Origin of the sequence: Lentzea pudingi (assembly GCF_014646255.1) — a bacterium.
In the GTDB taxonomy this organism is placed as follows: Bacteria; Actinomycetota; Actinomycetes; order Mycobacteriales; family Pseudonocardiaceae; genus Lentzea; species Lentzea pudingi.
In genome coordinates this window covers 1-18,168 of the sequence record NZ_BMNC01000005.1, presented here as the reverse complement: position 1 = coordinate 18,168, position 18,168 = coordinate 1, and the positions used below count along the sequence as shown (strand labels likewise).

Below are 18,168 nucleotides of genomic sequence, written 5' to 3'. Positions count from 1 at the left end.
TGCAGGCCGGTGGCCGGGAGGTGACAACCGGGTGTCGTGGGTCACTCGTGTCAAGTGGGCCTCTAGTTGATCATAGTTACCGCCTCCTGTTACTTCTCTGAATCGAGATGTGGTCAAGGAACGGAGGCCGGCCTTGTGTGGGTTACGCGCAGTCCGAGGTGGCAACAGCGGAAGTAGCGACGAGGACGAATAGCCGGAGCTCAACGCAACGGTGACGCGCGGCGTGCTTCCTTCAACTGCAGGCGCACGCCTGCGCGATGGCGAATCGGTGGGTCAGATAGGCGAACAATGATCGTTTCTCGACCGCGGTCGTCGACATTTCTGCCCAGCTGGATTCGCTTGAACGACTCTGTTCGCCCTACTGGCTCGACGTAGGCTTCTGCACCTTCCGGAAGCAGTACTCGATAGGTGGCTCGACGAGTCGGTTCCCGAAACATCAGTCCGAACTCATCTGGTGCGCCGTCCAGAAGCGGTGCGCATCTTCTCGGCCAGATGAGGTCGACGGTGAAGGACACCTCGGAGTTCGCCGGCAGAGGTGTGTGGAAGTGCGCGATCGCCGCCATGGCTCCCGCTCGTGGCCACGAGACCGTCGTGCGCAACGTAGTCCCAGGCGAACCGTCGATGAGCAGGTTACGCACGGTCATGTGAACGCTCCGTCGGTAGCGCGCTGGCTGCGGCCATCCGCAATCGAACCGCAGCCGGATGAAGCGCACGTCATCGCGGATCAATTTGAGTTTGATCTTCAGCTTGCTGTGTGTGTCACCCCGTTCGCCGATGACGGCGGTCTCTTCCCAATTGGCGACCTGGAACGCGGGCCACTTGTCGTCGATGAGCCTGCAGTATTCGGAGACCAGGGTTCTGTGGTCCTCGAGTTCACGTCGTTCAGCGCGGCGGCGTGTCAGCAGCGCGATGCCGGCAACAACGATCAAGAGCATCGCTGTGACGAGTGCGCCCGCCTTGATCGCCGTGCTGCCGAGCACAGCGCCCAGCAGCACGGCGAACGACATCAGGCCGACGGCGGCCTTGGCCACGGCTGACGGACCGTGGCCTCTGAGGAATTCCTCCAGGAAGAGAATCGTCTCTCGCAGCACCTGATCCCCCCGACTGATATTGCGAACAGTGTTGGTAGCTGGCCGCAATAGTCGAATGAACAGATTGTCACGCTGATTTTCAGGACGTCGGCGGGCGTCACTCGAACAGCCGCCTGATCTGGGGCCTGTTCACCGTTGTGCACTAGTCCGCGACATCGGTGCGTCACTGCAACATGCCGCGATCCATGGCTGTCGTCACGGCCGCCGTCCGGTCCGACACGCCCAGCTTGTTGAACACCCGCAGCAGATGCGTCTTCACCGTCGCCTCCGAGATGAACAGCGCCCGGCCGATCTCGACGTTGGACATCCCCTTGGCCACCAACCTCAGCACCTCCGACTCGCGCGCCGACAGAGGCGGGGTGCGAACCTGCCCCACCACCTTGGCCACCATCGACGGAGCCAGCACCGTCTCCCCACGCGAAGCCGCCCGAATGGCCGCGATCAGGTCCTCGGTGGTCGAGTCCTTCAACAGGTACCCGGACGCCCCGGCCTCAACAGCGCGAAGGATGTCCGAATCCGTCTCGTACGTCGTCAGCACGAGCACGCGCGGCCCGGTGCCGACGATCCGGGCGGTCGCGGCCACACCGTCCATTTCGGGCATCCGCAAGTCCATCAGCACGACGTCCGGCTTCAGCAACGCGGCCTGCGCGATCGCCTCCTGGCCCGACCCGGCGTCGCCGACGACCTCCAGGTCGTCCCCCACGAGCATCCCGCGCAGCCCCTGGCGCACCACCGGGTGGTCGTCCACCAGCAGAATCCTGATCACAGCGGTACCTCCACCAACACCGACGCCCCCTCGTCCGAGGACAGCGACAGCGTCCCACCCACCTGTTCGAGCCTGGCGCGCATGCCCCGCAGGCCGAAGCCCTCCGGAGCGTCGCCGAACCCGCGGCCGTCGTCGCGCACCTCCAGCGAGACGCCCTCCTCGTCGAACCTCATCACGACGTCGGCCCGCGTGGCGCCGGAGTGCCGGGCGACGTTGGTCAGCGCCTCCTGCACGGTCCGCAGCAGCACCACCTCGACCGAGGTCGCCAACGGCCGGGCGTCCCCGATCACCCGAAACGTGGACGGCGGTGACACCCCGGACACCAGTCGCCGCAACGCGTCCTCCAGGGAGGAACCGTCCAAAGGCGACGGTGCGTTGGACGCGACCAGTGCGCGGGCCTCGCGCAGGTTCTCCCGTGCGGTCCGCAGGGCCAGGTCCACGTTCGGTTGTGCGGCCTGCAGCAGCGTGATGATCGACGTGAAGCCCTGGGCGAGCGTGTCGTGGATCTCGGCGGACCAGCGGGCCCGTTCGGCTTCCAGCGTCAGTGCCTCGATGCGTTCGAGCAGCTCACCGCGTTGCGCGTTCTGCTGCGCTATCCGGCTCACGGCCCATCCGAACGCCTGGGAGAAGCCGACGATCAGCAGGGCGCCGGGCCACGGCAGCGCCGGGTCGGCGCCGGCCAGCCAGGTCAGCAGCTGCGGCGTGAAGACGAAGACCACCATGGGGAAGAACGCCCACGTCACCGGCATCATCATGTAGATCTGCGGCACCAGGCCGAACAGCGCGAACGTGGCGTTGCCGGTCAGCCACACCGCCGGGGCCCAGAGGGCGAGTGAGCCGGCCGCGTAGACGAGGCCGCGCCAGTCCTCGACGCCCTTCTTCATCAGCCTCAGGCCGTACCCGACGAACCACAGGGAGTTCAGGACGAGCAACCCCGCCGCCGACAACCGGTCGGCGAGGGGGTTGGCGTCCACCAGGACGAGGGTGATCGTCGTGACCTGGGTCAGTGCGAAGAGCACGTACCAGGTCGTCAGCGGCTGGTGTTGCTCCACCTGAAGGTCCTGCCGACGAGGACCAGGCCCACGATCGTCCAGGCCCCGAGCACCAGCGCGACCTTGCCGAGCTCCCATGATCCCGCCGCCTCCATGACCGCGTAGTCGTCGTTCAGTGCGAACACCGAGCGGAAACCCTGACACACCCACTTCAGCGGGAAGAGCGAACCCGCTGTCCGCAGCGACTCGGGCAGCGCCGTCTGCATGATGAACACGCCGCTGAGGAACTGCAGCACGATGTACGGCAGGTTCAGCACGCCCGCCGCGTTGCGCGTGGACTTCGCGATCGAGCTCAGCGCCACGCCGATCAGCGAGCACGCGATGACGCCGAGGGTGAAGACCCAGGCGAACGTCAACCACTTCTCCGCGCTCGTCGGCAGTTCGAGGTCGAACCGCAGCACGCCGACGGCCAGCAGCAGCACGGCCTCGAACAGGCTGGACACGAAGACCAGGACGATCTTGCCGATGAAGTACGAGGTGAACGGCATCGGCGTGCCGCGCAGGCGTTTGAGCGTGCCGTCCTCGCGGTCGGCCACGACGCTCATGCCCAGTCCGACGAACGACGTCGAGATGATGCCGGCGCCGATCATGCTGGCCGCGAACATCTGCGCGGCCGCGGCCTCCTTCACGTACACGGTGCCGAGCAGCAGCATCAGCAGCGCGGGCAGCGAGATCGTGAAGATGAGGTTTTCCTTCTGCCGGAAGAACTCCCGCAGCTCGGTCGCACCCCTCGAGAGACCGAGCGACAGGGTTCCGGGCAACGTTGCGGTGGTCACGCGATCAGCTCCAGGTAGACGTCTTCCAGCGACGGGCGGGTGACGGTGAGTTCGGCGAGCTCGCCATGCCTCGACAGTTCGGCGATCGTCTTGGTCGGCTCGGCGGTGCGGATCTCCTGGTGGCCCCGGTCGGACAGCCAGCGCACGGTCGCGTCGGCGTGCGCCCGGCCGCCCAGCGTCTGCGGCGTGCCCTCGGCGACGACCCGGCCGCCCGCGAGCACCGCGACGCGGTCCGCGAGCGCCTCCGCCTCGTCGAGGTAGTGCGTGGTCAGCAGGATCGTGGTGCCCTCGGCGGCCAGCCGCTTGATCAGGCTCCAGAACTGGCGGCGCGCCTCGGGGTCGAAGCCGGTGGTCGGCTCGTCCAGGAACATCAGTTCCGGGCGGCCGATGATGCCGAGCGCCACGTCCAGGCGGCGCCGCTGGCCACCGGAGAGCGTGCCGCCGCGGGACTTGGCCTTCTCGGTGAGCCCGACGAGGTCGATGACCTCTTCCGGGTCACGCGGGTCCGCGTAGTACTTCGCGTAGTGGTGCACGGCCTCGCGGACCGTGAGGTTCGCGGCGTCGGTCGCGCTCTGCAGGACGATCCCGAGCTTCGCGCGCCACTCGCGGCCGGCCTTGGCCGGGTCGGCGCCGAGCACGCTGACCTCACCGGCGTCCCGGTCGCGGTGTCCCTCCAGGATCTCGACGCTGGTGGTCTTGCCGGCGCCGTTCGGGCCGAGCACGGCGAAGACCTCCCCGCGGGCGACGTCGAGGTCCACCCCTGCCACCGCCTGGTGGTCTTTGTAGGCCTTCTTCAGGCCCCTCACCCGGATCGCGTTCATGTCGTAAATCCTGCGATTCGGAGGGGGCCGCGCGGGACGACCGTGCCGCTGACTCCGGTTGTCAACCGGTCGGTGGACACGCGGTCGTGTTTCGGCCGTGTTTCCACTCGGGGATAGCGCGCTTTCGCGTGCTAGAACGGCGAAGTGCATCTGACGCCGCATGAACGCGACAAGCTCCTCGTGCACGTCGCCGCCGACGTCGCCCGCCGCCGGCTGGAGCGCGGGGTGCTGCTCAACTACCCCGAGGCCGTCGCGTTGATCACCGACCACGTGCTGGAGGGCGCGCGGGACGGCCGCACGGTCAGCGAGCTGATGGAGAGCGGGCGGACCGTGCTCGCGCCCGAGCAGGTCATGCGCGGGGTGCCGGAGATGATCGACTCGGTGCAGGCGGAGGCCACGTTCCCGGACGGCACGAAGCTCGTCACCGTGCACCACCCGATCGCGCCCTCGGCCGGACCGGCGCCGGGCGAGGTGGTCGTCGGTTCGGAACCCGTCGAGCTCAACCCCGGACGGCCGCGCGTCACGATGGTCGTCGTGAACGTCGCCGACCGGCCCGTCCAGGTCGGATCGCACTTCCACTTCGCGTCGGTGAACTCGGGGCTCTCGTTCGACCGGGAGACGGCGTTCGGCTACCGGCTCGACATCCCCGCGGGCACGGCGGTGCGGTTCGAGCCCGGCGTCGAGCGCGAGGTCACGTTGGTTCCGCTGGCAGGCTTGAGAATCGTCCGGGGGTTGCAGCGATGATCGACCGCGAACGTTATGCCGAGCTGCTCGGGCCGACGGTCGGCGACCGGATCCGGCTCGCTGACACCGACCTGTTCATCGAGGTCACCGAGGACCGTTCGCGCGGTGCGGCGTCCGGCGACGAGGTGATCTTCGGCGGCGGCAAGGTGGTCCGCGAGTCGATGGGCCAGGGCGTCGCGACCCGGGCCGAAGGCGCTCCCGACCTGGTCATCACGGGTGCGGTGGTCCTCGATCACTGGGGTGTCGTCAAGGCCGACGTCGGCGTGCGCGACGGCCGGATCGTCGCGATCGGCAAGGCCGGCAACCCGGACACGATGGACGGCGTGCACCCCGCGCTGGTGATCGGCCCGTCCACGGAGATCCTGTCCGGCAACGGGAAGATCCTGACCGCGGGCGGCATCGACTGCCACGTCCACTTCATCTGCCCGCAGATCGTGGACGAGGCGCTGGCGTCCGGGCTGACCACGTTGATCGGTGGCGGCACCGGCCCGGCGGAGGGCACGAAGGCCACGACGGTCACGCCCGGAGCCTGGTACCTCGACCGCATGCTGACGTCGATGGACCACATGCCGGTCAACGTCCTGTTGCTGGGCAAGGGGAACACGGTCTCGGAGGAGGGCCTGCGCGAGCAGCTGGCGGGCGGAGCCGGCGGGTTCAAGCTGCACGAGGACTGGGGCACCACGCCCGCCGCGATCGACGCGTGTCTGAGGGTGGCGGACGAGTCGGGTGTGCAGGTCGCGATCCACACGGACACGCTGAACGAGGCCGGGTTCCTGGAGTCCACTGTGGACGCCATCGCGGGCCGGTCGATCAACGCCTACCACTCCGAGGGCGCCGGTGGCGGGCACGCGCCCGACATCATCCGCGTGGTCTCGCTGCCGAACGTGCTGCCGTCGTCGACGAACCCGACGCGCCCGCACACGGTCAACACCCTGGAGGAGCACCTCGACATGTTGATGGTGTGCCACCACCTCAACCCGTCGGTGCCGGAGGACCTGGCGTTCGCGGAGTCGCGCATCCGCCCGACCACGATCGCGGCCGAGGACCTGCTGCACGACCTGGGCGCGATCTCGATGATCTCGTCCGACTCGCAGGCGATGGGCCGGGTCGGTGAGGTGATCATCCGGACCTGGCAGACCGCGCACGTCATGTCGTCGCGGCGGTCTTTGGACTCCAATCTGCGTGCTCAGCGGTACGTCGCCAAGTACACGATCAACCCGGCGGTGGCGCACGGGATCGCGTCCGAGGTCGGGTCCGTGGAGGTCGGCAAGCTCGCGGACCTGGTGTTGTGGGAGCCCAAGTTCTTCGGCGTGCGGCCCTCGGTGGTGCTGAAGGGCGGGTTCATCGCGTGGGGTGCGATGGGGGACGCGAACGCCTCGATCCCGACGCCGCAGCCGGTGTGGGCGCGGCCGATGTTCGGCGCGACGGCGGGTGCGGCCTCCTCGGTGTTCTTCGTGGCGCCCGAGGCCGTCGAGGCGGGCATCGGGGAGCGGTACGCGCGGCGGGTGCTGCCAGTGGCGTCGACCCGGTCGGTGACCAAGGCGGACATGGTGCACAACGACGCGATGCCGGACGTCCGGGTCGATCCGGACAGCTTCGCCGTGCACGTCGACGGTGACCTGGTCGAGCCCTCGCCGGTCGCGGAGCTGCCGATGGCCCAGCGGTACTTCCTGTTCTGATGCTGACCGCGCTGATCCTCGCCGACTCCCGCTTCCCTGGCGGCGGCCACGTGCACTCCGGGGGACTGGAGGAGGCTGCCGCGCGCGGGCTCGTGCACGACGAGCCGTCGCTGGAGTCGTTCCTGCGCGGGCGTTTGCTCGGGGCCGGGTTGCTGGCGGCCGGGTTCGGTGCCGCGGCGGCTCGGGGCGAGGACCTCGGGTGGCTGGACGCGGAGTTGGACGCGCGCACGCCTTCTCCGGCTCAGCGTGCGGCTTCGCGGGCGCAGGGGCGGGGGATGTTGCGGGCTGCTCGGCGGGCGTGGCCCTCCGAGCGGCTGGACGCGTTGCCGCGCGACCCGCACCAGCCGTTGGTCATCGGGGTGTTGGTCGCTGATCCGTTCGAGGCTGCTCTGACCTGCGCTTATCTGGCGGTGAGCGGGCCGGCGTCGGCGGCTGTGCGGTTGCTGGGGCTGGATCCGTTCGGGGTCAACGCGATCGTGGCCGCGCTGCCCGTGCAGGACGTTGCTGCGCGGGCCTGCAAGGAACTGCCCGCACTGGGGTCACCGGCTCTGGATCTCCTGGCCGAAGCACATGCACGACGAGAAGGGGTGCGTCTCTTTGGGAGCTAACCACGGGCCCGACCCGCACGACCACCACCACGGAGCCGCGCCGCGGATCGGCATCGGCGGTCCGGTCGGCAGCGGCAAGACCGCGCTGACCGCGGCGTTGTGCCGCGCGCTCGGCTCGCAGTTGGAGTTGGCCGTCGTCACCAATGACATCTACACGACCGAGGACGCGGACTTCCTGCGTCGCGCCGGCGTGCTCGACCCGTCGCGCATCGAGGCCGTGCAGACGGGCTGCTGCCCGCACACGGCGATCCGGGACGACATCACCGCGAACCTGGATGCGGTGGAGAGGTTGGAGCATCGGCACTCCGGGCTTGACCTGGTGATCATCGAGAGTGGTGGGGACAACCTGACGGCGGTGTTCTCGCGTGGGCTGGTGGACCGGCAGATCTTCGTCGTCGACGTGGCCGGCGGCGACAAGGTGCCGCGCAAGGGCGGGCCCGGGGTGACGACCGCGGACCTGCTGGTCATCAACAAGATCGACCTCGCCCCGTTCGTCGGCGCGGACATGGACGTGATGATCTCCGACGCGCACCGGATGCGCGGCGAACTGCCCGTGATCGCCCAGTCCCTGGTGGAGACACCGGACGCGCCCGAGGTCGCGAAGTGGGTGCTGGCCCAGTTGTGAAGGCCTCGGCTCGGTTGGTGGTCGCGCTGGACTCGCACGGCAACAGCGTCGTGCGAGTCCTGAGGTCGATGACACCGTTGACACTGGTGCCCGCACGACGGGTGGGGCCCGTTGCGTTGGTGCACCTGGTTTCCTCGGTGACGGCACCGCTGGGCGGCGATTCGTTGTCCCTGACCGTCGAAGTCGGTCCTGGAGCGTCACTCGAGCTTCGAGGTGTTGCGGCGACGTTGTTGCTGCCCGGTTCGTCCGGTGCGGCCTCTTCGTCCTTGGTGAGGTTTGTGGTTCAGGGATCTGTTCGCTACCTGCCTGAACCGACTGTGGTGACTCGGCGCGCGAACCACACCGCAGTGGTGGAGGCCGAATTGGACGGTCACGCAGAGTTGTTGATGCGTGAAGTTCTGGTGCTGGGGCGGGTGGGCGAGGCTTCCGGGATACTGTCGTCCTCCGTGCGCGCAACCCGTTGTGGGGCGCCGTTGTTGCACCAGCAGCTGGTTGTGGGTGACCCGTTGGTGGATTCTTCGGCTGCCGGGTTGGCTGGGAAGAGAGTCGTCGGGTCCGAGTTGGTGTTCGACTCGGCGGTGCGGGCCGCTGACGGCGGTGAGTGGTGGAGCGTGGTTCCGTTGGCAGCAGGCGGAACCCTCGCCACCGCACTGGGTGATGACGTGGTCACCGTCACACGTGTGCTCGATGCCATCTGACTCGATCACGGACTCGATCCAGAACTGTTCTTTGTACGGACAGTCACCGTTCAGGTGGTGGTCATCACCGCGCAGGCGGTTTCGGGATCGCGCGCCCGTGCGTATGGTCGCGGGTCCAGGGACCACGAGTTCTGCCGCTGCTTGGAGGTTCGCCGATGACGGAGACCACGAACATCGCACTGCCGGCGATGCGCGTGTCCTACGAGCAGGGCTCGCTCAGCGAGACCGAGCTTGCCGCCACCTGGCACGACCAGCTCCAGCTGTGGCTCGACCAGGCCGCGGGTGCTGGACTTGCCGAGCCCAACGCCATGGTGCTCGCGACGACCGACGTGAAGGGTCGGCCCTCGTCGCGGACCGTGCTGGCGAAGGGGCTGGATGCCCGTGGTCTGGTGTTCTACACCAACTACACGTCCAACAAGTCGCACGACCTGATGGCCACTCGGTATGCGTCGGCCACGTTCCCGTGGTTCGCGATGCAGCGGCAGGCGCATGTGCGTGGGGTGGTCGAGAAGGTCGGGCCGGTGGAGACCGCTGAGTACTGGAACTCGCGGCCTCGGGGGTCGCAGATCGGGGCCTGGGCTTCGCCTCAGTCGCGGGTGGTCACTGGGCGGTCCACTTTGGATTCTGCGTTGCACAAGATCGAGCGGCAGTTTGCCGATACCGAGAAGATTCCTGTGCCGCCGCATTGGGGTGGGTGGCGGATTCGGCCTGAGGAGGTCGAGTTCTGGCAGGGGCGGCGGGATCGGATGCATGATCGGTTGCGGTTCCGGGATGGGCGGGATGGGTGGTCGTTGGAGCGAGTAGCTCCGTAGGTTGTTGGGCTTTGGTGTTGGGGCGCTTCCTGTGGGCGGGGGGCGCCCCGTTTTTGTTGGGTTCCCGCTGTTGCGTTGGCGGGGTGCTGTTGCGTGCTTCCCCTGGGGGCTCTGCCCCCAGACCCCCGGCAATCTGATCAGGGGGTCCACGCCGCCCGTAGGTAGATGGCACGCCTGTTGCGTTGGGCGGCTGCCGGTTGCTTAGAAGGGTGGCGTCGGCGGTGGGGTCCCATCACGAGCCGAGCCAAGAGCGGGCCACACCTGAGGGGTGAGGTCAAGTCGACGAAAAGCGTGTCGACTTGACCTCACCCCTCAGGTGCAGCAAGTGCTATGGCGCGACTCGTGATGGGACCCCACCGCCCAGTGCGCTTGCTAAAGACCAGGACGGCTCGCCTGCGGCATCGCTTGGCCGAGGGCGGCTCGCCTGCGGCATCGCGTCTTGTTGTGGCTGGAACCTGACCGGTGAGTCAGGCGTCCTTCGGGTGCACGAATGTCCGGTTCCCGGCTTCGTCATACTGGGATTTCAGCAACAGCTAGCTACGAGGTGCGATTTCACGTGTGCGGAGTGCTCGGACTCATCTGTTCCACCGAAGCCACTGCGGCCTCCGCGCGCGCCTCTGTGGCTGCGGCGTTGCGTTGTCAGCGGCACCGTGGGCCGGACGAGCAGGACACCTGGGCTGACAAAGAGGTCGTTTACGGGTTCAACCGGCTTGGCTTCATTGATCTTGAGCACTCGCACCAGCCGCTGGTGTGGGGGCCGCCAGAGAACCCGACGCGGTACACGTTGAACTTCAATGGCGAGATCTACAACTACAAGGAGCTCCGGTCTGAGCTCATGCGGAAGTTCGGGGCGCAGTTCCGGACCAACGGTGATGGTGAGGCCATCGTCGCTGGTTACCACTTCCTCGGGGCCGACTGGGTCAAGATGTTGCGCGGCATGTTCGCGTTCATGATCTGGGACGCGCAGGAGCGGGTGGTCTTCGGCGCTCGGGATCCGTTCGGGATCAAGCCGTTGTACTGGGCCACCGGGCCCGGTGGGGTTGGGTTCTCGTCCGAGAAGAAGAGCTTGTTGCAGCTGACTGGGGTTCTGGGGATCAGTCAGGAGTTGGACCAGACTGCGTTGCAGCACTACCTGGTGCTCCAGTACGTGCCAGAGCCTGAGTCGCTGCACAAGGCGATTCGGCGGGTGGAGTCCGGGACGTCGTTCAAGGTGTCGCCGGGTGGGCAGGTGCTGTTCAACCGGTACTTCAAGCCTGTGTTTTCGCCTCGGCCGGTGAACGGGGCGCATGAGGCTGAGGCGCTGCACGAGCGCATTGCCGAGGTGATGCGGGACTCGGTGGCCAAGCACATGATCTCCGACCCCGATGTGACGGTCGGTGCGTTCCTGTCGGGTGGGATCGACTCCACGGCCACTGCCACGTTGGCGAAGCAGCACAATCCGAACCTCATCGCGTTCACCAGCGGGTTTGACCGGCAGGGGTACTCGGAGGTGGATGTTGCGGCGGAGACTGCGGCGGCCATCGGGGTGCGGCACGTGGTTCGGACCGTGTCTCCTGAGGAGATGATGGAGGAGCTGCCGCTCATCCTCTGGTACCTCGACGACCCGGTGGCGGACCCGGCGTTGGTGCCGTTGTACTTCATCGCGAAGGAAGCGCGGAAGTACGTCAAGGCTGTGCTTTCCGGTGAGGGTGCGGACGAGCTGTTCGGCGGGTACGTGATCTACCACGAGCCGTTGTCGTTGGCGCCCTTCGAGAAGGTGCCCGGTGGTGTGCGCAAGTTGATGGGTGCTGTGTCCAAGTCCATTCCGGAGGGTGTGCGCGGGAAGGACCTGCTTCGGCGTGGGGCGCTGCGGTTGGAGGAGCGGTACTACGGGAACGCTCGCAACTTCAGTGACGCGCAGGTGCGTGCGGTGTTCCCGGGTTATGTCGAGGGCATTGGCTTCCAGGACGTCACGGCGCCCTGGTACCGCGAGTCCGAGGACTGGGACCCCGTTGCGCGCATGCAGCACATCGACCTCTTCACGTGGTTGCGCGGCGACATCCTGGTCAAGGCCGACAAGGTGACGATGGCCAACTCCATCGAGCTGCGCGTGCCGTTCCTGGATCCTGAGGTGTTCCGGGTGGCGGCCGAGGTGCCGCTCGACCAGAAGCTCACCGAGGGGACGACCAAGTACGCGTTGCGCAAGGCGTTGGCGAAGATCATTCCGGCGCACGTGCTCAACCGGCCCAAGCTCGGGTTCCCGGTGCCGATCAGGCACTGGTTGCGTGCCGAGATGTACGACTGGGCGCGCGGGATCATCAACGACTCGCAGACCGGGCACCTGCTCGACAAGAACGCGGTGCTCGATCTGCTCGCCGAGCACAAGTCCGAGCAGTTCGACCGCAGCCGGCAGCTGTGGAGCCTGCTCTGCTTCATGATCTGGCACGGGATCTTCGTCGAGGGCCGGATCAGCCCGAAGGTGCCGGAGCCGGTGTACCCGGTCCGTCTCTGACGAGTGGTGTTGGCGACAGACTTGCGGAAAGCGCTTGTTAGTTGTCATAGGCTAACGAAGTGGCCACTGTGGGGAGAAGCGCGCGCTCTACGTTCGTGATCGACACGCGACCGTTGAAGATCGTCGCGTATCGCCGGCTGTGGCTCTCCACGATCGTGACGGCGGTGGGCTCCCAGCTCACCGCCGTTGCCGTGCCCAAGCAGGTCTACGACCTCACCGGGTCCTCGGCGTGGGTCGGCATCGCCGCCGGTGTGGCGCTGGTGCCCCTGCTCGTGTTCGGGTTGTGGGGCGGGGCGATCGCGGACACCGTGGATCGTCGGAAGCTGCTGCTCGTCACGAACATCGGCATCGCGGTCTCGTCGGTGCTGCTGTGGGCGCAGGCGGCGATGAACGTCGGTTCGGTGTGGCTCATCATCGCGTTGCTCGGTCTCCAGCAGGTGTTCTTCGCGGCCAACGCTCCGGCGCGGCAGGCGTCGATCGCCAGGTTGGTGCCTGCTGAGCTGTTGCCGTCGGCCGGTGCGCTCGGGTCGACGGTGATGCAGTTCGGTGCGGTGCTCGGGCCGTTGCTCGCGGGTGCGTTCATGCCGGTCGTCGGGCTCTCGACGCTCTACCTCATCGATGCGATCGCGCTCACCGTCACGGTCTACGCGGTGTGGAAGCTGCCCTCGATGCCGCCGCTGGACGGGGTGGTCCGGCGTGCCGGGTTGCGGGACGTGCTGGCCGGCTTCACGTACCTGTGGGCGCAGAAGGTGCTGATGGCGAGCATGTTGCTCGACATCATCGCGATGGTGTTCGGCATGCCGCGGGCGCTGTTCCCGGAGATGGCCCAGCACACGTTCGGCGACCCGGCCGGTGGTGGGTTCGCGCTCGGTGTCCTGTTCGCGGCGATTCCGGTCGGGGCGGTGATCTGCGGGCTCACGTCCGGCTGGATCTCCAACGTCAGTCGGCACGGTGTGGCGTTGACCCTGGCTGTGGTGGGGTGGGGTCTCGCGATCATGGGCTTCGGGCTTGCCGGGTCGTTGTGGGTGGCGGCTGCGTTCCTGGCCTTGGCCGGTGCTGCTGACATGGTGTCGATGGCGTTCCGCGGCGCGATCCTGCAGTCGGCGGCGACGGACGAGATGCGTGGGCGGATGCAGGGCGTCTTCATCGTCGTCGTGGCCGGTGGGCCGCGCATCGCCGACCTGCTGCACGGCACGGGTGGCGCGGCGTTCGGCACGGCCGCGGCGGTGTCGGTCGGTGGCCTGCTGGTCGTCGTCGCGAGCGTCGCGATGGTGGCGCTGATGCCCGCGATCTGGCGCTACCGCTTCAGTTCCGCGAGCTGATCTCCGCCGGGTTCGGCTCGGTGATCGTTGTATCGCGGCCCCAGTCGGTGAAGCGGGCCTCGTCGACGATCTGCGCGCCCTGGAACTGGGTGTAGAAGGTGATCCGGATCGGCAGGCCGTCGCCGTTCAGTTCGATCTCACCGGTCGAGCCGGCGACCTTCTGGTCCAGCGCGAGCTTGACCTCGGTGCGCAGGCCCTCGTCCTTCAGGGTGTCGTAGGCCTTCTGGTAGTCGACGGAGACCGAGTACCGGGTGGTGCCGCCGACCTGCGCGGTCAGCTCGAGCTCACCGCCCGCCTCCATCACCGGCAGGTGGTAGGTCGTGAAGACGGCCTGCTGGTAGACGACGTCGTGGAAGCCGAGCAGGGTCGTGGTGAAATCGTCGTCGAGCTTGCGGTCCAGCTTCACCCACGGCTTGTCGGCGGGCAGGCCGAAGACGGCGGCGGGCAGCTTCACGAACGCGCTGTCCTTCGTCGTCGAGAGCAGCCTCAGTTCGACCGGGTCGCCGCCGGTCTGCACGGGACGTGTGGTGGTCGCGTCCATGCTCGGGACCTCGCCGCCCAGCCGGACGCTGCCGCTCGCCGGTGCCCGCACGCCGCCTCCCGTGGGCGGTGGCGTGATCGAGAAGCGGTAGGAACCCTTCTCGCCGACGCTCTTGGTCACCGCTGCCACCAGGCTCTTCACGTCGCGGTGCTGGGAGGCGTTCTCGCTCGCGGGTTCGGATGAGGAACAGGCGGTCAGCGCCACGGCGGCGATGATCGCGATTGCCGCGAGTCTCATGGCGCGATTGTTACACCAATTGGGTGAGGTGACCGTCTGTTGCCGCAGGTAGCCGGGCAAAAGGTGCAGAATCTTCGGGCATGGCTGAAGCGACTCCACAAACGGAGCAACCAGAGCTACATCGGGCGATCGGCCCGAAGCTGCTGCTGTTCTTCGTCGTCGGCGACATCCTCGGCACCGGTATCTACGCCCTCACCGGCAACGTGGCAGGCAAGATCGGCGGCGCGCTCTGGCTGCCCTTCCTGCTCGCGTTCGTGGTGGCGTTCCTGACCGCGTTCAGTTATCTGGAACTGGTCGGCAAGTACCCCAAGGCCGCCGGTGCCGCGCTCTACACGAACAGAGCGTTCAAGATCCACTTCCTGACGTTCATGGTCGCGTTCGCGGTCATGTGCTCCGGCATCACGTCGGCCTCGTCGGCCGCGCTGGCGTTCGGCCGCACGTACCTGCGGCAGCTGCTGGTGGAGTTCTTCGACGTCGCGCTCAGCCCTGAGTCGTTGGTGTTCACCGGACTCGCGATCATCTTCATCGGTGGTCTCGCGCTGATCAACTTCCGCGGCGTGTCCGAGTCGGTCAAGACCAACGTGGTGCTGACCTGCATCGAGCTGTCCGGTCTGGTGATCATCATCCTGATCGGCGCCTGGGCCGTCGTGAACGGTGACGGCGAGCCCGGCAGGCTCACCGAGATCAACGTGCCGTCCGGCAGCAACGTGATGCTCGCGGTCACCTCGGCGACGGCGCTCGCGTTCTTCGCGATGGTCGGCTTCGAGGACTCGGTGAACATGGCGGAGGAGTGCCGGAACCCCGTCAAGATCTTCCCGCGCGCGATGCTGTGGGGCATGGGCATCGCGGCCCTGATCTACGTGCTCGTCGCGCTCACGTCGTCGCTGCTGATCCCGGCCGACGAGCTCGCGAAGGCGAGCAGCGGCGCGTTGCTGAAGGTCGTCACCGTTGGTGCGCCCGGCTTCCCGCTGTGGATCTTCGCGTTGATCGGCCTGCTGGCCGTCATCAACTCGGCCCTGATCAACATGCTGATGGCGTCGAGGTTGTTGTACGGCATGGCGAACGAGAAGATCATCCCGAAGTTCTTCGGCGCCGTGCACCCGTTCCGCCGCACGCCGTGGATCTCGATCGTCTTCACGACCGGCGTCGCGGTGATCCTGGTGTCCACCGCGGACATCGGCAAGCTCGGCGGCACGACGTCGTTGCTGCTGCTGATCGTCTTCACGATCGTCAACGTCGCGTGTCTCGTGCTTCGCCGCGAGCCGTCCGAGCACAAGCACTTCCGTGCGCCGACGTGGGCGCCGGTGCTCGGTGCGATCACGTGCGCCTACCTCGCGATCCCGTGGACGTCCGGTCGTCCGGCGGGCGATTACGTGATCGCGGGCTACCTGTTGCTCGCCGGTCTGGTGCTCTGGGGCATCAACCGCGTGCTGCACGGCAAGGTGGAGATCCACCCGGAAAACCTCAGGAAGTAGTTCGCCGGTGGTTCGCTAGTCCAGCAGGTGCTTCAGGAACCGGTTCGGGTCGCCCAGAAAGTTGCGGGTGAGCCGGACCGGTTCCGCTGTGTCGTAGGAGACTTCGTCGATCGTGTCGGTGATCTCGAGGATCGTGGCGTTGGGTGCGGCCAGCAGGATCGGCGAGTGGGTGGCGATGATGAACTGCGAACTCTCGTTGACCAGTTCGTGCATGCGCCGCAGGACTGTCAGGCAGCCTTTGACCGAGAGGGCGGCCTCGGGTTCGTCGAGGATGTAGAGGCCCCTGCTGCCGAACCTGTGGTTCATCAGGTCGATGAAGCTCTCGCCGTGTGACCGCTCGTGCAACGACTTTCCGCCGTACGACGCGTGGATTCCCCCGCCGATCCGGTCGATCTCGGTGGCGACGTTGTAGAACGACTCGGCCCTGAGGAAGAACCCCGTCCTCGGTTTTCTGGTGCCCCAGCGGAGGGTCAGGTAGTCGCCGAGCGACGATTCCGTGGCTTTGGTGGCGAAGTTGAACGACTGGGTGCCGCCCTCGGCGTTGAAGCCGGCCGCCACCGCGATCGCCTCGACCAGGGTCGACTTGCCCGCGCCGTTGTCTCCCGTCAGGAAGGTGACGGGGGTGTTGAGGTGTAGCGGGTGTTTGATCAGGTGCTGGACGACCGGCAGGGTGAACGGGTAGCGGTGGGTGTCGTCGGCCTGGTCGAGGCGGATCTGGTGGATGAACGTCACGCGAGGCGCGCCAGTTCGACCGGGTCGTGGGCGCAGAAGACCTCGGCTTCGCCGCTTGATTTCAGTTCCCTCAGACGTTCCACATTGGACACGCGCTGCTCGCGGATCGTCTCGGTCTGCTTGGCGGTGAGCTTGAGCGCGAAGATGTTGCTCGGCGGCGTCTCGATCTCGCCGCGGTAGAAGTACGCGTCGCCGGCGTGCAGCAGCCAGCCGTTGTCGGAGCGGACCGCGATGCCGGTGTGCCCTGCCGTGTGGCCGATGAGCGGCACCATGAGGATGTCGTCGGGCAGGCCGGTGATGTCCTTGACGGCCTGGAAGCCGAACCAGTCCTCGCCCTCGGCCTTGTGCGTCTGGAAGTTCACGCCTTCTCGTTGGGCCTTCGGATAACGCGAACGTTCCTTGGCGCTCCTCGCGTTGGTCGCGGCCTCCAGTTCGGAGTCGAGCACGTGCACGGTGGCCTTGGGGAAGTCGCGCAGCCCGCCCGCGTGGTCCAGGTCGAGGTGGGTGAGCAGGACGTGCCGCACGTCGTCGGCCGTGTATCCGCGCTTCTCGACCTGGTGGATCGCGGTCTCGGTGATGTCGAGCGCGGGTTTGAGGAGCGCGCGGCTCAGCCCGTCGATCGTCGCCTTCGGGTCGGTCACCTCGTTCATGCCGAAGCCCGTGTCGACCAGGACCAGGCCCCGGTCGGACTCGATCAGCAGGCAATGTGCCACCAGACCGCCCGCGACCAGGGGAGGCCGGAACGTGGCGCAGTTGAGGTGATGAACCTTCATGGGCAAATCCTTCCGCAGGCCCCGTAGGCTTCAGCCTCATGTTGGGGATCTCGTACGAGGGTGCCACCGCTGTGATCACGACTGTAGGCGCAGGCCTGCGGTCTTTCGAGGTGGACGGTGTTCCGTACGTGGAGACATTCGGGGCTGACGAGAAGCCGCCGATGAGTGCTGGGGCCGTGCTGGTGCCCTGGCCCAACCGGACTGCTGGGGCCACCTGGGTGTTGGACGGGGTCGTTCAGCACCTCGAGGTGACCGAGCCCGCCCGTGGGAACGCGGTGCACGGGTTGCTGCGGCGCCGGCCCTGGTCCGTTGTGGAGCACACCGGGTCTTTGGTGTCGTTGCGAGCTTTGATCGAGCCTCAGGCTGGGTGGCCCGCTGCTTTGGACGTCACTGTGTCCTATGCGTTGGATGATCGTGGGTTGACGGTCACGCATGGGGTTTCGAACGTTGGGGATGTTGCTACGCCGTTCGGGGTGGGGACTCATCCTTATCCGCGGGCTGGGAACGCGGCCACGGACGCCTGCACTCTTACGTTGGCTGCCACCACTGTGTTGCCTCTCGACACCCAGCGGATGGTGCCTTCCGGGCCGGCTGTGCCTGTCGAGGGGACGTCGTTCGACTTTCGGAGTGGTCGGGTCTTGGAGGGCGTGAAGCTGGACACGCCGTTTGGTGGCTGCGAACCCTCCGAGGACGGGCTCGTTCATCACACGCTCACCTCTGAGGAGGGTGGCGTTGAAGTGTGGGCCGATCCGGTGTTTCGGTGGGTTCAGGTTTATACGCCCGATTCTTATCCTGGGCGGGGGCGGGCTGTTGCTGTTGAGCCGATGACCTGTCCGCCGGATGCTTTGAACTCCGGGGTGGATTTGATTTGGGTTTCTCCTGGGGAGTCTTGGGGTGGTCGGTGGGGGATTCGGCCGTTGGGCGC

18 protein-coding genes are annotated in these 18,168 nt (G+C 67.0%); 10 read left to right on the top strand and 8 right to left on the bottom strand.

Annotation, left to right across the window (positions count from 1 at the left end):
• Nucleotides 1–200 precede the first annotated feature (200 nt).
• The 5 genes from IEY88_RS18870 to IEY88_RS18850 all read right to left on the bottom strand — a co-directional run bounded on the left by IEY88_RS18870 (nucleotide 201) and on the right by IEY88_RS18850 (nucleotide 4,506).
• Nucleotides 201–1,091 carry a hypothetical protein gene (locus IEY88_RS18870; protein WP_189156110.1) on the bottom strand — a complete coding sequence of 297 codons (891 nt, stop codon included), beginning with the start codon at nucleotides 1,089–1,091 and terminating at the stop codon, nucleotides 201–203.
• A 163-nt stretch (nucleotides 1,092–1,254) separates the two neighbouring features.
• A complete protein-coding gene (locus IEY88_RS18865) occupies nucleotides 1,255–1,857 on the bottom strand; it encodes a response regulator (RefSeq protein ID WP_189156109.1) in 603 nt (200 codons plus the stop codon).
• Nucleotides 1,854–2,909 carry a sensor histidine kinase gene (locus IEY88_RS18860; protein WP_189156108.1) on the bottom strand — a complete coding sequence of 352 codons (1,056 nt, stop codon included), beginning with the start codon at nucleotides 2,907–2,909 and terminating at the stop codon, nucleotides 1,854–1,856. Before IEY88_RS18860 ends, IEY88_RS18865 begins: the two co-directional genes overlap by 4 nt.
• On the bottom strand, nucleotides 2,888–3,685 hold the full coding sequence (locus tag IEY88_RS18855; protein ID WP_189156107.1) for an ABC transporter permease: 798 nt from the start codon (nucleotides 3,683–3,685) through the stop codon (nucleotides 2,888–2,890). Before IEY88_RS18855 ends, IEY88_RS18860 begins: the two co-directional genes overlap by 22 nt.
• Nucleotides 3,682–4,506: an ABC transporter ATP-binding protein gene (locus IEY88_RS18850; RefSeq protein WP_189156106.1), complete on the bottom strand. Its 825-nt coding sequence runs from the start codon at nucleotides 4,504–4,506 to the stop codon at nucleotides 3,682–3,684. Before IEY88_RS18850 ends, IEY88_RS18855 begins: the two co-directional genes overlap by 4 nt.
• A gap of 144 nt (nucleotides 4,507–4,650) precedes the next feature.
• Between IEY88_RS18850 and IEY88_RS18845 the strand changes: the two genes are divergently transcribed.
• The 8 genes from IEY88_RS18845 to IEY88_RS18810 all read left to right on the top strand — a co-directional run bounded on the left by IEY88_RS18845 (nucleotide 4,651) and on the right by IEY88_RS18810 (nucleotide 13,485).
• A complete protein-coding gene (locus IEY88_RS18845; protein WP_189156105.1) occupies nucleotides 4,651–5,250 on the top strand; it encodes an urease subunit gamma in 600 nt (199 codons plus the stop codon).
• Nucleotides 5,247–6,929, top strand: coding sequence for an urease subunit alpha (locus IEY88_RS18840; protein WP_189156104.1), 1,683 nt, complete (start codon nucleotides 5,247–5,249; stop codon nucleotides 6,927–6,929). The genes IEY88_RS18845 and IEY88_RS18840 overlap by 4 nt, the downstream gene beginning before the upstream one ends.
• Nucleotides 6,926–7,537: an urease accessory protein UreF gene (locus tag IEY88_RS18835; protein WP_189156622.1), complete on the top strand. Its 612-nt coding sequence runs from the start codon at nucleotides 6,926–6,928 to the stop codon at nucleotides 7,535–7,537. The genes IEY88_RS18840 and IEY88_RS18835 overlap by 4 nt, the downstream gene beginning before the upstream one ends.
• On the top strand, nucleotides 7,500–8,162 hold the full coding sequence (gene ureG / locus IEY88_RS18830) for an urease accessory protein UreG (RefSeq protein WP_189156103.1): 663 nt from the start codon (nucleotides 7,500–7,502) through the stop codon (nucleotides 8,160–8,162). The genes IEY88_RS18835 and ureG overlap by 38 nt, the downstream gene beginning before the upstream one ends.
• A complete protein-coding gene (locus IEY88_RS18825) occupies nucleotides 8,141–8,860 on the top strand; it encodes an urease accessory protein UreD (RefSeq protein WP_505744123.1) in 720 nt (239 codons plus the stop codon). The genes ureG and IEY88_RS18825 overlap by 22 nt, the downstream gene beginning before the upstream one ends.
• A gap of 155 nt (nucleotides 8,861–9,015) precedes the next feature.
• Nucleotides 9,016–9,672 carry a pyridoxamine 5'-phosphate oxidase gene (pdxH, locus tag IEY88_RS18820; protein WP_189156101.1) on the top strand — a complete coding sequence of 219 codons (657 nt, stop codon included), beginning with the start codon at nucleotides 9,016–9,018 and terminating at the stop codon, nucleotides 9,670–9,672.
• Nucleotides 9,673–10,228: 556 nt separating this feature from the next.
• Nucleotides 10,229–12,163: an asparagine synthase (glutamine-hydrolyzing) gene (gene asnB / locus IEY88_RS18815; RefSeq protein ID WP_189156100.1), complete on the top strand. Its 1,935-nt coding sequence runs from the start codon at nucleotides 10,229–10,231 to the stop codon at nucleotides 12,161–12,163.
• A gap of 98 nt (nucleotides 12,164–12,261) precedes the next feature.
• On the top strand, nucleotides 12,262–13,485 hold the full coding sequence (locus tag IEY88_RS18810) for an MFS transporter (protein ID WP_189156621.1): 1,224 nt from the start codon (nucleotides 12,262–12,264) through the stop codon (nucleotides 13,483–13,485).
• Here IEY88_RS18810 and IEY88_RS18805 read toward each other — a convergent pair.
• Complete coding sequence (locus IEY88_RS18805; RefSeq protein ID WP_189156099.1) at nucleotides 13,469–14,263, bottom strand: hypothetical protein; 795 nt, start codon at nucleotides 14,261–14,263, stop codon at nucleotides 13,469–13,471. The genes IEY88_RS18810 and IEY88_RS18805 overlap by 17 nt on opposite strands.
• 80 nt (nucleotides 14,264–14,343) lie before the next feature.
• On the opposite strand from IEY88_RS18805, the gene IEY88_RS18800 reads away from it, so the two are divergent.
• Nucleotides 14,344–15,738, top strand: a complete 1,395-nt coding sequence (locus IEY88_RS18800; protein ID WP_189156098.1) for an APC family permease — start codon at nucleotides 14,344–14,346, stop codon at nucleotides 15,736–15,738.
• Nucleotides 15,739–15,753: 15 nt separating this feature from the next.
• Here IEY88_RS18800 and IEY88_RS44325 read toward each other — a convergent pair whose 3' ends face one another.
• Entirely contained in the window at nucleotides 15,754–16,470 is a 717-nt protein-coding gene (locus IEY88_RS44325) for an AAA family ATPase (RefSeq protein WP_229693531.1), read from the bottom strand.
• Nucleotides 16,467–17,243 carry an MBL fold metallo-hydrolase gene (locus IEY88_RS44320; RefSeq protein ID WP_229693530.1) on the bottom strand — a complete coding sequence of 259 codons (777 nt, stop codon included), beginning with the start codon at nucleotides 17,241–17,243 and terminating at the stop codon, nucleotides 16,467–16,469. Before IEY88_RS44320 ends, IEY88_RS44325 begins: the two co-directional genes overlap by 4 nt.
• Nucleotides 17,244–17,281: 38 nt before the next feature.
• On the opposite strand from IEY88_RS44320, the gene IEY88_RS18790 reads away from it, so the two are divergent.
• The coding region (locus tag IEY88_RS18790; RefSeq protein WP_189156097.1) for an aldose 1-epimerase family protein at nucleotides 17,282–18,168 on the top strand (887 nt) is incomplete at its 3' end.

Excerpts from the sequence above, each read along its gene's own strand:
- IEY88_RS18850 (WP_189156106.1), bottom strand. The coding sequence starts at position 4,506 with ATGAACGCGATCCGGGTGAGGGGCCTGAAGAAGGCCTACAAAGACCAC.
- IEY88_RS18840 (WP_189156104.1), top strand. The coding sequence starts at position 5,247 with ATGATCGACCGCGAACGTTATGCCGAGCTGCTCGGGCCGACGGTCGGC.
- ureG (WP_189156103.1), top strand. The coding sequence starts at position 7,500 with ATGCACGACGAGAAGGGGTGCGTCTCTTTGGGAGCTAACCACGGGCCC.
- pdxH (WP_189156101.1), top strand. The coding sequence starts at position 9,016 with ATGACGGAGACCACGAACATCGCACTGCCGGCGATGCGCGTGTCCTAC.
- IEY88_RS18805 (WP_189156099.1), bottom strand. The coding sequence starts at position 14,263 with ATGAGACTCGCGGCAATCGCGATCATCGCCGCCGTGGCGCTGACCGCC.
- IEY88_RS18800 (WP_189156098.1), top strand. The coding sequence starts at position 14,344 with ATGGCTGAAGCGACTCCACAAACGGAGCAACCAGAGCTACATCGGGCG.
- IEY88_RS44320 (WP_229693530.1), bottom strand. The coding sequence starts at position 17,243 with ATGAAGGTTCATCACCTCAACTGCGCCACGTTCCGGCCTCCCCTGGTC.